General features: G+C 66.8%; 7 protein-coding genes. 5 read left to right on the forward strand and 2 right to left on the reverse strand.

Annotated elements, in window-relative coordinates; all coding sequences use genetic code 11:
• From F6X62_RS23765 to F6X62_RS23775, 3 genes are all read left to right on the forward strand, one after another.
• Nucleotides 1-5,912, forward strand: a 5,912-nt coding sequence (locus F6X62_RS23765; protein ID WP_153774886.1) for a non-ribosomal peptide synthetase, incomplete at its 5' end; no start/stop codon positions are given.
• Between the two features lie 60 nt (nt 5,913-5,972).
• Complete coding sequence (locus tag F6X62_RS23770; RefSeq protein WP_153774887.1) at nt 5,973-6,959, forward strand: alpha/beta hydrolase; 987 nt, start codon at nt 5,973-5,975, stop codon at nt 6,957-6,959.
• A gap of 45 nt (nt 6,960-7,004) precedes the next feature.
• Nucleotides 7,005-9,983, forward strand: a complete 2,979-nt coding sequence (locus tag F6X62_RS23775) for an autotransporter domain-containing protein (RefSeq protein WP_153774888.1) — start codon at nt 7,005-7,007, stop codon at nt 9,981-9,983.
• A gap of 50 nt (nt 9,984-10,033) precedes the next feature.
• Here F6X62_RS23775 and F6X62_RS23780 read toward each other — a convergent pair whose 3' ends face one another.
• A complete protein-coding gene (locus F6X62_RS23780; protein WP_153774889.1) occupies nt 10,034-10,936 on the reverse strand; it encodes a LysR substrate-binding domain-containing protein in 903 nt (300 codons plus the stop codon).
• Nucleotides 10,937-11,298: 362 nt separating this feature from the next.
• Here F6X62_RS23780 and F6X62_RS23785 point away from each other — a divergent pair, with 362 nt between their 5' ends.
• Both F6X62_RS23785 and F6X62_RS23790 read left to right on the forward strand, forming a co-directional pair.
• The gene (locus F6X62_RS23785) at nt 11,299-12,582 is read left to right on the forward strand and encodes a dicarboxylate/amino acid:cation symporter (protein WP_153774890.1); all 1,284 of its coding nucleotides are present in this window, start codon (nt 11,299-11,301) and stop codon (nt 12,580-12,582) included.
• 13 nt (nt 12,583-12,595) lie between these two features.
• Entirely contained in the window at nt 12,596-14,056 is a 1,461-nt protein-coding gene (locus F6X62_RS23790; RefSeq protein WP_153774891.1) for an aspartate/glutamate racemase family protein, read from the forward strand.
• 39 nt (nt 14,057-14,095) lie between these two features.
• Here F6X62_RS23790 and F6X62_RS23795 read toward each other — a convergent pair whose 3' ends face one another.
• Nucleotides 14,096-14,890: a class II aldolase/adducin family protein gene (locus tag F6X62_RS23795; protein ID WP_153774892.1), complete on the reverse strand. Its 795-nt coding sequence runs from the start codon at nt 14,888-14,890 to the stop codon at nt 14,096-14,098.
• Nucleotides 14,891-14,908: the final 18 nt, after the last annotated feature.

Genomic DNA, 14,908 nt, shown 5'->3' on the forward strand with positions numbered 1-14,908 from the left:
TGATCGAGTACATGGGGCGTATCGACCATCAGGTGAAGATTCGCGGGCTGCGCATCGAGCTGGGCGAGATCGAAGCACGGCTGATGGAGCAGAACGAAGTACGCGAAGCGGTGGTGCTGGCGGTGCCGGGTGCCGGTGGCCTGCAACTGGCGGGTTATCTGGTGCCAAGCACGCCAGTGGCGGACGACGCGGCGTCCGAGGCCTTGCGCGCCACGCTGCGAGAGCGCCTGGGCGCGGTGCTGCCGGACTACATGGTGCCGGTGCACCTGCTGCTGCTCGAGCAACTGCCGCTGAGCCCCAACGGCAAGCTGGAACGTCGTGCGCTGCCGCACCCTGCGGTCGGCCAGTCGAAACAGGCCTATGTCGCGGCGCAGAGCGCCGTGGAAAAGACCCTCGCCGGGATCTGGCAGGACGTGCTCAAGCTGGAGCAGGTCGGGGTCAACGACAACTTCTTCGAACTGGGTGGCGACTCGATCATCTCCATCCAGGTGGTCAGCCGCGCGCGGCAGGCCGGTATCCGCTTCACCCCCAAGGACTTGTTCCGCCACCAGACCATCCAGGGCCTGGCCGGTGCAGTGCGCATCGAGGCCGGGGGCCAGGAGGCCGAGCAGGGGCCGGTGACTGGCCGGGCGGGGCTGCTGCCGATCCAGCAGGCGTTCTTCGCCTTGCCGCTGGCGCAGCGCGCACACTGGAACCAATCGGTGTTGCTGCAGCCGACCCGGGCGTTGGACGCCGATGCCCTGGAGCGCGCCTTGCAGGCGCTGCTGGTGCAGCATGACGCGCTGCGTCTGGGCTTCACCGAGGTGGACGGGCAGTGGCAGGCACAATTCCGTGAGGTGACCACGGTCGGTACGTTGCTGGAGCGGGTCGAGGGGATACAGCCCGACGCCCTGCAAGCCCTGGGTGAGCGGGTGCAGCGCAGCCTCGACCTGGCCGACGGCCCGCTGGTCCGCGCCGTGCTGGTCACCCTTGCCGACGACAGCCAGCGCCTGTTGCTGGTGATTCACCACCTGGTGGTCGATGGCGTGTCGTGGCGGGTGTTGTTCGACGACCTGCAAAGCGCCTACCAGCAGAGCCTGGCTGGCCAGGCACCGGACCTCGGGCCACGCACCAGCTCGGTCAAGGCCTGGGCCGAGCGCCTGGAAAGCTATGCGCACAGCGAGCAGGGCCAGGCGGAGCTTGCGTACTGGGAGCGTCTGCGCGAGGTGCAGGTGCACTGGCCTGTAGCCGCGCCGACGCAACCTTTGCTCAATCGCGACGCCGCCACGGTGCAGGTGCGCCTGGACGCGGCCCTGACCCGACAATTGCTGCAGCAGGCGCCTGCGGCCTATCGCACCCAGATCAACGACCTGTTGATGACGGCCCTGGCGCGCACCCTGGTGGCCTGGACCGGTGACGAGCACGCCCTGGTGCAACTGGAAGGGCACGGGCGCGAAGCCTTGTTCGACGACATCGATCTGACCCGTACCGTCGGCTGGTTCAGTTCGATGTTCAGCGTGTGCCTGACGCCGGCTGCCGAGCTGGGGGCCTCGATCAAGCAGGTCAAGGAGCAACTGCGCGCCATTCCGCATCGCGGCGTCGGTTTCGGGGCGCTGCGTTACTACGGCGAGCCGCAGGTGCGTGCGCTGCTCGCGGCATTGCCGCAGCCGCGGGTGACCTTCAACTACCTGGGCCAGTTCGACGGCAGTTTCGCCGTGGACGACGGTGCGCTGTTCACCCCGGCAAACGAGTCTGCGGGGGCGGAGCAGGGCGAGGATGCACCGCTGGGCAACTGGCTGACGGTCAATGGCCAGTTGTATGGCGGCGAGCTGAGCCTGAACTGGATCTTCAGCCGAGCGCAGTTCGCCTCCGACGAGATCCAGGCCCTGGCCGAGCGCTACATCGAGCAGCTTGGCGCGTTGGTGCGCCACTGCGTGGAACTGCCGGTGCGCGGCGCGACGCCTTCGGACTTCCCGCTGTGCGGGCTCGATCAGGCCCAGCTCGAGCGCTTCCCCGGCCTGCTGGAGCAGGTCGAGGACATCTACCCGCTATCGCCGACCCAGCTGGGCATGCTGTTCCACACCCAGGAATCGGCGGCCAACCTGTACATCAACCAGACCAGCATCGAGGTCAAGGGTCTCGACGCCGAGGCGTTCATCGCCGCCTGGGCGCAGGTGGTGGCGCGCCACGAGATCCTGCGTACCGGCTTCTGGACCGCCAGCCACCTGGCCGAGCCGCTGCAGGTGGTCTACCGCCAGGGCAGCCTGCCGGCGCGCTGCCTGGACTGGCGCGAGCGCACCGTCGAGCCAGGCGCCTTGCAGGCGCTGGCCGATGAGGATTGTGCACGTGGCTTCGAGCTGCTCGAGGCGCCGCTGGCGCGCCTGAGCGTGGTGCGCCTGGATGACGACACCACCCAACTGATCTGGACCAGCCACCATATCCTCATGGACGGCTGGTCCAATTCGCGCCTGATGGGCGAGGTCTTCGAGTGCTATGCCGGGCATCCGCTGCCCACCAAGCGCGGGCATTTCCGCGACTATATCGGTTGGTTGCGCGCGCAGCCGGCGGCGCGCCAGGAAGCCTTCTGGCGCGAGCGCCTGGCAGGCCTGGAGGGGCCGACCAGCCTCAGCAGCAGCCTGCCGTTGCCGGCCGATGCGCAGGCTGAAGGCCATGCGGCGCTGTACCTGGACTGGGATGCCGCACGCACCCAACGCCTGCGCGAGGTCGCCCAGCAATTGCGGGTGACCCCCAACACGCTGGTGCAGGCGGCCTGGCTGTTGCTGTTGCAGCGCCATACCGGGCAGCAGACCGTGTGCTTCGGCGCCACGGTGGCCGGGCGCCCGGCGGAGTTGGCAGGCTCGGGTGAGATGCTTGGCCTGTTCATCAACACCTTGCCGATCGTCCAGACCCTGTCCGACCAGCAGCCGCTGGACCAATGGCTGCAGGCCCTGCAGGCCTGGAACCTGGAGGTGCGCGACCACGAGCACACGGCGTTGGCCGATATCCAGCGCTGGGCCGGGCAGGGCGCCGGTGGCCTGTTCGACAGCATCATCGTGTTCGAGAACTACCCGGTGGACGAGCGCCTGGCCCAGGCCCAGGACCAGCAGTTGCAGTTCGGCCAGGTGAGCACGCGTGACGTGACCAACTACGCCATGGACCTGGCGGTGCACCTGGGCACGACCCTGAAGATCGAGTTCCTCTATCTGGTCGGGCGTTTCACGCCGGCCAGCGTCGAGCAGATCCTCGCCAGCTTCGAGACCTTGCTGCAGGCGATGCTCGACCAGCCGCAGGCCCGGCTTGGCAATCTCGGTTTGCTCGATCAGGCCGGACAGCGCCAGTTGCTCGAGGCCAACCGCCTGGGCGGACAGGCGCCGACGGCGCTGCTGGGCGAGCAGATCGCCCGCCACAGCCGTGAGCGTCCGACGCAGGTCGCGCTGGTGTGTGCCGGTCGCCAGTTGACCTACGCCCAACTCGAACAGCGGGCCAGCCGCCTGGCCGAGTTGCTGGTGGCGCAAGGTGTCGGCCCGGAAGTGCGGGTGGGCGTGGCCCTGCAGCGCTCGGTGGACATGGTGGTGGCGTTCTACGCGGTGATGAAGGCCGGTGGCGCCTACGTGCCGCTGGACATCGACTACCCCCGCGAGCGCCTGGACTGGATCCTGCAAGACAGCAACGCTGCCCTGATCCTCACCGAGCACAGCGTGCAGGCACGCCTGCCGCAGCGCGAGGGGGTGAACTGGCTGCCCCTCGACAGCCTTGACCTCGATGCTGCGGGCATCACCCGTGGCGCCGCGACGGTGTCGCCCGACAACCTGGCCTACCTGATCTACACCTCGGGTTCGACCGGCAAGCCCAAGGGCGTGGCGGTGACCCACGGGCCACTGGCCATGCATTGCGCGGCGATTGCCGAGCGCTACGAGATGGACGCGCGCACCCGCGAGCTGCTGTTCATGTCGTTCGCCTTCGACGGCGCCCAGGAGCGCTGGCTGTCGACCCTGAGCAATGGTGGCTGCCTGGTGATCCGCCCGGGCGAGCTGTGGACGCCTGAACAGACCTGGCAAGCGCTGCATGCCGAGCGCATCGACATCGCCTGCTTCCCGCCGGCCTACCTGCAGCAACTGGCCGAGTACGCCGAAGGCCGCGAGCCGCCGGCAGTGCGCATCTACTGCTTCGGTGGCGATGCGGTGGCCCAGGCCAACTACGACCTGGTGCGCCGCAACCTGCGCCCGCAGGCGCTGACCAATGGCTACGGCCCGACCGAAACCGTGGTCACGCCGTTGCTCTGGCGTGTCGCAGCCAGCGAACCGTGCGAGGCGGTGTACGCACCGATCGGCACCCGCGTCGGCGAGCGCACCCTATATGTGCTGGATGCTGCGCTCAATCCGGTGCCGGACGGGGTTGCCGGTGAGCTCTACATCGGCGGTGAAGGCCTGGCGCGGGGTTACCATCAACGTCCGGACGTGACGGCCGAGCGTTTCGTCTGTGACCCGTTCGCAGAGGCAGGCGGGCGTCTGTACCGCACTGGCGACCTGGTGCGCCGTCGTGCCGATGGCGTGTTCGACTACCTCGGCCGCCTCGACAACCAGGTCAAGGTGCGCGGTTTCCGTATCGAGCTGGGCGAGATCGAGGCGCGCCTGCGTGGGCGGGCCGAGGTGCGCGATGCCGTGGTGGTCGCGCGGGAGGTCAATGACAGCAAGCAACTGGTCGCCTACGTGGTGGCCGAGGCGGATGACAACCTGGCCGAAAGCCTGCGTGCGCACCTGGCCGATGAGCTGCCGGACTACATGGTCCCGGCACAGATCATCCTGCTCGCGGCGCTGCCGCTGAGCGCCAATGGCAAGCTCGACCGCAAGGCCCTGCCTGACCCGCAGTTCAAGGCGCGTGAGCACGTGCCGGCCAGCACCCCGCAGGAATTGGCGCTGGTGCGTATCTGGCAGGAAGTGCTGGAGCTCGACCAGGTCGGGATCACCGACAACTTCTTCGAACTGGGCGGCGACTCGCTGCGCGTGCTCAAGGTGCTGGGCAAGGTCCGTGCGGCACCTGAGCTGGGCCTGAGCCTGAAGCTGCGCGACATCATGAGCAAACCGACCATCGCCCAACTGTGCGGCAGCGAACGCAAGCTGCAGGCGCCGGATCCGCTGTTGGCGCTCAACCGTATCGTCGACGGCAGCTCGCCGCTGTTCTGCCTGCATGCCGGCTTCGGCACGGTGTTCGACTACGAGCCGCTGGCCCGCCACCTGGATGGGCAGTGCACGGTCTATGGCCTGCAATGCCGCATGCTGCTGGACCGCGAGTGGCAGGACAGCTCGTTGGCGGCAATGGCCGGCGACTACGCCCAGGTCGTGCTGCGCAAGCAGCCCGAAGGGCCGCTGCGGCTGTTGGGCTGGTCGCTGGGTGGGCCGTTGGCGGTGCTGGTGGCCGCCGAGCTGATCCGGCTTGGCCGCGAAGTCAGCCTGCTGGGGTTGGTGGACAGTTACCTGCCGGGGCTGGCCGCACCGGGCGGCGACTGGCGTGACGACTTCCACGGTTTCGTGGCGGTCACCCTGGGCGATGCGCCCGCAGCGGCGCTCGACCCCGCAACGCTGACGCAACTGGACGCCGATGCGTTGGCGGTGCAGATCGGGCAATTGCGCGAGCAGGGCGGCACCTCGCAGGTGTATGCCCGGATCGAGGCACAGGACCTGGCCCACACCTTCGTCGTGGCCATGCGCTTGAAAGCCCTGGGTGAAGCCTTGCAAAGCCTGCCTGCGGTGGCGGCCGAGGCGCGCTGCTGGTGGGGCGAAGGCGTCGGCAGTCGCGAGCGTGCCAGTTTCGAGGCGGCGCTTGGGCAGTGCCAGGCCAGTGCGGTGTTGGCGGCAGGGCACTTCGAATTGCTGCAGCACCCCAGCGTACTGGCGGATCTGCGCGACAGCCTGGCACCGACGTTCAGTCATTGAAACCTCGGGCGCCCGCCGTTAAGGCGGGCGCCCGTATCGCGTCTTCCGAGGATTTTCCCAATGTCTCTGCATCCTGACCTGGCCGGTTTTCTCGAACTGGTCGAACTGGGCCGACTGACCGGTGCCAGCCAACCCATGCACCAGATGAGCGTCGAGCAGGCCCGCGCCGAATTCGAACGCAGCTCCCAGGTGCTCGACCCGAGCCCGCCTGATGACCTGCAGGTCGAGCACCTGCAGATGGTGGATGGCGAAGGTCAACCGCTGTCGGCACGGTTGTACCGTCGGCAGTCGCCGGTGGACGGTCTGCAGCCGGTGCTGTTGTATTTTCACGGTGGCGGCTATGTGGTCGGCAGCCTGGACTCCCACGATGCGGTATGTCGCCGCCTGGCGATGTGCAGCGATTTTGCGGTACTCGCGCCAGCCTACCGCCTGGCGCCGGAAGCACCCTTCCCGGCGGCTGCGGACGATGCCCTGGCCAGTGCCCGCTGGCTGGTGGAACACGGCGAGGCGCAGCGCCTGGATGCCCGCCGGGTGGTGGTCAGTGGCGACAGCGCCGGGGCCAGCCTGGCCATCGTCGTCGCCGCTATGGCCGCGCAGCAGCCGGAGGAGGCGCTGTTGCGTCCGTTGGCGCAGTTGCTGTTTTATCCGGTCACCGACATCAGCTGCCAGCGGCCGTCCCATGGGAAATATGCCGAGGGTTACCTGCTCGAGAGCGAAACCCTGGAGTGGTTCTACCGGCATTACGTGCGTGACGCATCGCAGCGCCTCGATTGGCGGGTGTCGCCGTTGCACCTGACGACGCTCGAAGGGCTGGCGCCCACCTGGATGGCCCTGGCCGGGCATGATCCGTTGCTCGATGAAGGTGTTGCCTGGGCGCATGCGCTGGAAAAGGCCGGCGTGTCGCTGCAGTGGCGAGTGGAAGAGGCACTGACCCACGATTTCCTGCGGATGCAGGGGATGGTCGAGGCCGTGGAGGGGATTTATGCCGAAGTGGGGCGCTGGTTGAAGGCGGTCGGCGCAGGTTGTCAATCAAACGGTAATATCTGATAGCCATATTGGCCGGCCATCAACAATCACAATGGTCGCCCCAACATGCATTTCACGCCGCACCGTCTGGCCCTGTGTGTCGCCCTGGCCAGTGCTGCCCTGGCCGCCAACGCCACCGATTACCAGGTTGGCAATGCCAGTACCAGCACGCTGGAACTCAAGAAGGGCGACACGCTCAAGGTGACGCCGACCGGCAGCATCGTCTCGGGTGCCGACGACGGGGTGATCCTGCCCAAGCAGACCAGTGGCACCACGGTCAGCGTCGACAATGCCGGGATCATTCGCTCCACCGTGGCCCGTGGTATCGATACCAAGGATGGCGGCACCGACCAGAGCTTCTTCGTCATCACCAACCGTGCCGGGGCGCTGATCCAGGGTACCAACGACGGTATCCGTTTCCAGACCAACCCCAGCGCGGGCGGCAGCCTCAAGATCAGCAACGCCGGGACCATCGAGTCCATCACCGATGGCCAGGCCATCGATCTGGAGGCCCTCAACAACCCAGGCTTCAGCACCACCCTGGTGAACGAGGCGAGCGGCGTGATCCACGCCGTGGGCAACGACGCGATCAAGACCGGCTCCAACGCCACCATCACCAACTACGGGCGTATCTATACCGACACCGCGCCCCAGGATGCCAAGGGCCTGGACCAGAAATACGACGGCATCAAGATCGGCACTTCGACCGGCGTCACCGTGTACAACTACGGCAGCATCAGTGCTGACCGTCACGGCATCGACCTCAAGACCGACGCCACCCTCTACAACTATGCCGGTGCCAGCGTCACCGGGCGCAACGGCTCGGGCTTCGGCTCCGACGGTACCGGCACTGTGTACAACTGGGGCACCATCACCGGTGCCATCGCCGACGGCAAGATCAATGGCGATGGCGATGGCGTCGATATCGACTTGATCGGCCACATTTACAACGCCGGCACCATCCAGGGCCTGGGCGCCAAGGGCGTGGACAGCGGCGGGAGGCCCAACGGCAGCGAAGGCATCGCCATGGGCGGCGGTACGGTCACCAACACCAGCACCGGCCTGATCCGCAGCGTCGACAACGGTATTTTGGTGGACGACGGTGCCGAAGGTTCGGGTGTCGGCGCCACCACCATCGACAACGCCGGCACCATTCGTGGTGAGCGTGGCTTCGGCATCAAGCTGATCGGCAACTTCGATGACACCGTGATCAACAGCGGCACCATCAGCGGCGGCAACGGCCTGGCATTGAGCATGGGCGGCGGCGACGACCGCCTGATCGTGCGTACCGGTGGGGTGTTCAATGGCCTGGTGGATGCGGGCGATGGCGTCGATACGCTGCAGCTCGAGGGCAGTGGCCAGTTCGGCAACAGCGCCAACTTCGAGAAGCTGTTGGTCTCCGGGGGCACCTGGACGCTGAGCAGCGTCAACGATTTCAGCCAGGGTGGCGAGATCACCCAGGGCGCGGCGCTGGTCAACCAGGGCAGCGTGCTCGGCAGTTTGCGGGTAGACCGGGGGGCGACCTACGCGGGCGGTGGTGTGGTCGGTGGCCTCGACGTCAGGGGCACGATGCTGACCAACACCGGGCTGGGCGTGGCCACGGTCAAGGGCGACCTGAAGTTCGATTCGGGCGCCAGCCTGGTCTATGGCGTCAACGCCGACGGCAGCAGCGCGCCGATCACCGTCACCGGTACCGCCAATCTGGGCGGTGCCACCCTGCGCATCCAGCCGACGCCTGGCCAGTATCCCTGGCAGAGCCAGTACACCGTGCTCAACGCCGGTGCGATCAACGGCACCTTTGGCCAGGTCACCAGTGACTACGCCTTCCTCACCCCGAAACTGAGCTATAGCAGCCAGTCGGTGGGCCTGACCTACACCCGCAACGATGTCGCCTTCGACCAGTTCGCCCGCAGCGCCAACGCTGGCGTTGCGGCGCGCAGCCTGGCCAGCCTGGGCAGCGGCAGTGCGCTGTACAGTGCGCTGCTCAATACCTCGAACGCCAGCGCAGGCAATGCCATCGAGCAGCTGTCGGGCAGCAACACCGCCAACCTCGCTGCGGCCACCCTGGCCGGTAGCGCCCAGGTGGGCAGCACCATGCTCGGCGCCTTGCAGTCGATGGGCAGCAATGCCGGGTTGCTGGTGGGCCTGGATCAGCAGGACACCCCGGTGCTCGCTGCCACCGGCCTGCCCCAGGGCGTGCGCAACCTCAACGACCCGAACGCCCAGGGGCGAGTGTGGGGCCAGGCGCTGGGCAGCTACGGCAAGGTCGATGGCAGCCACGGCGCCAGCAGCCTGGAACAGCGCACCGGCGGCGCGGTGATGGGCCTGGACTGGGCGGTGGGCAGCGACTGGCGCCTGGGCGTGCTGGGCGGCTACTCGCGCACCCGTCTGGACGCCAGCGGCCTGGACGGCAAGGTGCGCAGCTGGCATGCCGGCGTCTACGCCCAACGCCAGAGTGGCCCGCTGGCCCTGCGCCTGGGCGCGGCGTACAGCAGCCATGACGGCGACAGCAAGCGCAGCGTGGCCTTCGATGGCTTCGATGAGCGCCTGAAGGGCAACTACGATGCCGACAGCCAGCAGGCCTTCGCCGAGCTGGGCTATGCCCTGGGCAGCGGGCGCCTGAGTGCCGAGCCTTTCGCCAACCTGGGCTACCAGCGCTATCACCGCGACAGCTACCGCGAGAAGGGCGGCGATGCTGCGTTGGCGGTGGATGCCGACACGCAGGACAACGTCACCAGTACCTTCGGCGTGCGCATCGCACACCTGGGGCAACTGGACAACGGCATGAGCCTGACGCCCCGCGCCAGCCTGGGCTGGCGCCACACCTATGGCAACCTCGACACCCGCACGCGCCAGGCGTTCCTGGCCGGCGGCGATGCGTTCAGCGTCCAGGGCAGTGCGCTGGACCGTGACAGCCTGGTCGTCGAGGCCGGGCTGGAGCTGGGACTCAGTGCACGGCAGAGTGTGGGCCTGGGCTACAACGGCGAGTTGGGCAGCAATGCGCGTAATCACGCCGTGATGGGGCAATGGCAGTTGAAGTTCTGATCGCCCGTCGATGCACTTGAAGCCGGGGCCGCAAGGGCCCCGGCAGCGTTTCAGCGCAGGTCGTGCTCCAGCGACTTCCACAGCTCGAGCATGGTCGGGTTGCTGTTGCCGATCGAGCGGAATGACCAGATTTCCAGTTCCGCGCTCCACTCGTCCCCGCCTGCGCGCACCAGCCGACCGCTGGCCAGTTCCTCCTCGACCGCCGACTCCGGCAGCCAGGCGATGCCATAGCCTTCGCGGGCCATGCGCATCAGGTGCATGGCCATGTCGGCTTCGTAGAAGCGCTTGAGGTGAGGTTGCGCGTTGCCCTGCAGCAGCACATCCACCACCCGCCCGAGAAACGAGGTAGAGGTGTAGGCGAGGTAGGGGATGGGCTTGCCCGCTGCCCCCGGCAGGGCGAACAGCGGGCGCCCATCTGCGTCGGGCGCCGACACCGGGAAGAAGGCATCGCTGCCCAGGCGCAGGCCGACGAACTTGTCACGGTCGAGGATGATCGGTGCACGCGCGTGGCTGTAGCCGATCATCAGGTCGCAGCTGCCTTCGGCCAGGGCGATGACCGCCTCCTGCACGTTGGCGGCCAGCACCCGCGCATTGAAGTAGCCGTAGCGGCGCTGGAAACCGGCGAACCAGGTGGGCAGGAAGGTCATCGACAGGGTGTGCCCGGCCACCACCTGGATCGAGCGCCCGGGCATGCGCTCGCCACGGCGCAGCGCCGAGCGCAGGTCATGGAAGATCGACAGCGCGTCTCGGCCTTCGTCGCAGAAGGTCTTGCCGGCGGCGGTCAGTTGCACCGGATAGGTGCTGCGGTCGACCAGCTCGACGCCGACCCATTCCTCCAGCGAGCGAATGCGTCGCGACAGCGCGGACTGGGTGATGCAGCGGATCTCGGCCGCGCGGGAAAAGCTCTTGGTCTCGGCGATGGCCAGCAGGTCATCGATCCATTTGGTCTGCATGGTGGTGGGCCTGTGGTTGGTGCGTAGATTCTGCAGCCGCACCCTGTGGGAGCGGGCTTGTCCCGCGATCGGGCGCGTAGCGGCCGCAAGCCAGGCAACCGAGGTCTTTCTGATGTGACTCGGTGTCCGGTGTTATGGCCGCTGCGCGCCCAATCGTGGGACAAGTCGCAGCGGCGAACCGCCGCTGCTACAGGTTAGTGGGGCGGTTCAATGCCGGATTTTATCCTCGCTTCGCCGCGAATTCACCGCCATTCGACAACTATGCGAATTACGCATGAACCCATCGCGCATCCTCATCAACTGCCCCGACCGTGCGTCGTAGCCTGTTGCTGTCCCTCCCCATTCGACAGACAGAGGTCGAGATGAATAACAAGAAACTACCCCGTTACATCGCCGTGGCGATCCTGCTCGGCATCGTCGTCGGCTGGCTGTGCAACACCTACGCAGGCTCCGCGGACGCCGCCAAGCAGATTGCCGGTTACTTCAGCCTGGTCACCGACATCTTCCTGCGCATGATCAAGATGATCATCGCCCCGCTGGTGTTCGCCACCCTGGTCGCAGGGATCAGCAGCCTGGGTAATTCCGGCTCGGTGGGACGCATCGGCCTGCGCTCGATGATCTGGTTCGTCAGCGCCTCGGTGTTCTCCCTGGCCCTGGGCATGCTGCTGGTCAATCTTTTCCAGCCTGGCGCCCACCTGAACCTGAGCGTGGAATCGGGCCAGGCAGTGAGCGCTGTGGCGGTCAACGCCGGGGACTTCAGACTCAAGACCTTCATCAGCCATGTGTTCCCGCGCAGCATCGCCGAAGCCATGGCCAACAACGAGATCCTGCAGATCGTGGTGTTCTCGCTGTTCTTCGGGCTGGCGCTGGCGTTCGTCAAGCAACGTGGCAACACCCGTATCGGCGAGCTGGTGGACGAGCTTGCCAAGGTGATGTTCCGCATCACCGACTACGTGATGATGTTCGCCCCGGTCGGCGTCTTCGCCGCGCTGGCCGCCGCCGTCACCACCCAGGGCATTGGCCTGCTGTTCGACTACGGCAAGCTGATCGGCCAGTTCTACCTGGGCATCCTGCTGCTGTGGATGGTGCTGTTCGCGGTGGGCTACGGCTTCCTCGGGCGCCCGGTTTTCACCCTGGGCAAGTTGATCCGCGAGCCGGTGCTGCTGGCGTTCTCCACTGCGAGCAGCGAGTCGGCCTACCCCAAGACCATCGATGCGCTGGAGAAATTCGGTGCACCCAAGCGTGTGTCGAGCTTCGTCCTGCCGCTGGGCTACTCGTTCAACCTCGACGGCTCGATGATGTACCAGGCCTTCGCGATCATGTTCATCGCCCAGGCCTACAACATCGAGCTGAGCTTTACCCAGCAAGTGCTGATCCTGTTGACCCTGATGGTCACCAGCAAGGGCATGGCCGGTGTGGCGCGGGCCTCGGTGGTGGTGGTCGCGGCGACGCTGCCGATGTTCCACCTGCCCGAGGCCGGGCTATTGCTGATCCTGGCCATCGACCAGTTCCTCGACATGGGCCGTACCGCGACCAACGTGGTGGGCAACAGCATCGCCACGGCGGTGATCGCCGACCTCGAACGGCGCCATGAGGATGCCCCGACGCCTGTCGAACCTGCGCTGAAACCTGCCACCCACGCCTGATCCGGACCGTCCCATGATAAGCCCACGCAAGACCGCCAACGCGCGCACCCTCGGCATCATCGGCGGCCTCGGCTCGCTGGCCGGTGGCGATCTGTTCCTCAAGCTGCTCAAGAGCCAGCCCCTGCTGGCCGAACAGGGCCGCTACCACCTGCTGTTCGAGCAGCACCCCTTCAAGGACCTGGCGTTGCCGCTCAGCGCGGGCGCGAGCATGACCTCGCGCAAGCTCTACGTGTTCCAGGTCTGCCAGGGCTATGCCGACAGCGGTGCCGACGCCGTGCTGGTGCCGTGCTTCGCCAGCCATACCTTCATCGACGAACTGCGCGCCGAGCTGCAGATCGCCATCGTCGACCTGATGGCGGCGCTCAAGGCCCATGTGGCGCACATCGCCCCGCCCGGCGCGCGCCTGGGGGTGCTGGCTTCGGACTATGTGCGTGCCTCGGGGTTGTTCGAGCGGCATCTTGCCGACGACTACGAACTGATCCATCCCTCGCCGGTGCAACAGGCGGCGTTGATGGAGGCGGTGTACGGGCCTGCAGGCATCAAGGCCGGACATCTGGATGGGGTGGCGCTGGAGCTGCTGCATCAGGTTTGCCTGGAGCTCGAGGGCCAGGGCGCGACGCTGTTGCTGCCGGGCATGACCGAGCTGTCGTTGCTGGCGCCAGAGCTGATGCGCCGTGGCATTCACTGCATCGATGCCAACCAGGTGTATGCCGACTTCGCCAGCGCCACCGATTCGGTGCCCAGCCTTGCGCCGTTCAAGCTGGGGATCGTCGGTGGCGTGGGGCCGGCGGCGACCGTGGATTTCATGGGCAAGGTAGTGAAGAACACTCCGGCCGGGCGTGACCAGGACCATATCAGGATGGTGGTCGAGCAGAACCCGCAGATTCCCGATCGCACCGCCAACCTACTGCGCCAGGAGGCCGACCCGACCGTGGCGATGTACTCGACCTGCCGCCGCCTGGAAGAGGAGGGCGCCGATGCCATCGCGATCCCGTGCAACACCGCGCATGCCTATGTCGAGCGGATCCAGGAGCATCTGGCGGTGCCGATCGTCAACATGCTGAGCGAGACCATCGATTTCATTCTGCACCGCTATGGTCGTGAGGTGCGGGTGGGGCTGCTGGCGACCTCGGGCACGTTGCAGAGTGGGGTCTATCACGCGGCGGCCGAACGCGTCGGCCTGTCGTTGCTGGTGCCGGACGATGCGGCGCAGGCGCGGGTGATGCGTGCGATCTATGGTGAGGAAGGCGTCAAGGCGGGGTTTACCGAAGGGCAGTGTCGGGAAGACCTGCTGGCAGGCGCCGGGCAACTGGTCGGGCAGGGCGCGCGGGTGTTGATCCTGGGTTGTACCGAATTGCCGTTGATTCTGGCCCAGGCCGATGGCTTCCCCATCGACGGGGTACAGGTGGCACTGGTGGACCCGACCGATGTGCTGGCGCGCCGCTGCGTGGCGTTGGCGCGAGGGCTGAGGTAAGCGCAGCGGGCATGCCCGCTGCCGCAGGAGGTGCTGTGGTCAGTTTTGGTAATCGCGCCCCTCGCGATCCAGTTGCCGGATCAACGCATCCCAGTGCCGCTGGATCCCTTCGCCAAGCCCGTCGGAAAAGCGCTTCGACTGCTCATGCACCTTGGCAATCGCCGCCGGGGAGGTGTACTGCAGCTGGTCGTTGCCACCGGCCTGGGCGGCGATCTGGATGTTGCAGGCGCGCTCCAGGCCGTGCAGCTCACGGAAGGCATGCTCGACGCTGATGCCGCCGGTGAGCAAGCCGTGATTGCGCAGGATCAGGATATTGCTTTGCCCCAGGTTGGCCACCAGGCGCTGCTGTTCATCCAGGTCCAGCGCGACGCCCTCGTAGTCGTGATACACCACGCGGCTGTAATAGGCCAACGCATGCTGGGAGACCGGCAGCAGGCCGTCACGCTGGGCAGACACCGCCGCGCCATCGCGGGTGTGGGTGTGCAATACGGCCTTGAGGTCGGGGCGGGCGCGGTGGATCGCGCTGTGGATGACGTAGCCGGCCTGGTTGATGCCCAGGCCCAGCGGGTCGTCGATGATCGTGCCGTCGACATCCACCTTGACCAGGTTCGACGCGGTGATTTCGTCGAACAGCAGGCCGAAGGCGTTGATCAGGAAGTGCTCGTCCGGGCCGGGAACCCGTGCCGAGAAATGCGTGTAGATGTGATCGGTCCAGCGGAACAGGGCCGCCAGGCGATAGGCGGCGGCGAGCTTGACCCGCACCTCCCATTCCTCGGCGCTGACCCGTAGGCGCACGGCCTCCTGGCTGGGAGGTACGACGGACAGTGAACTCATGCGGTGCTCCAGTGCAAG

This window comes from Pseudomonas sp. MNR3A (assembly GCF_009650575.1).
In the GTDB taxonomy this organism is placed as follows: domain Bacteria; phylum Pseudomonadota; class Gammaproteobacteria; order Pseudomonadales; family Pseudomonadaceae; genus Aquipseudomonas; species Aquipseudomonas machongensis.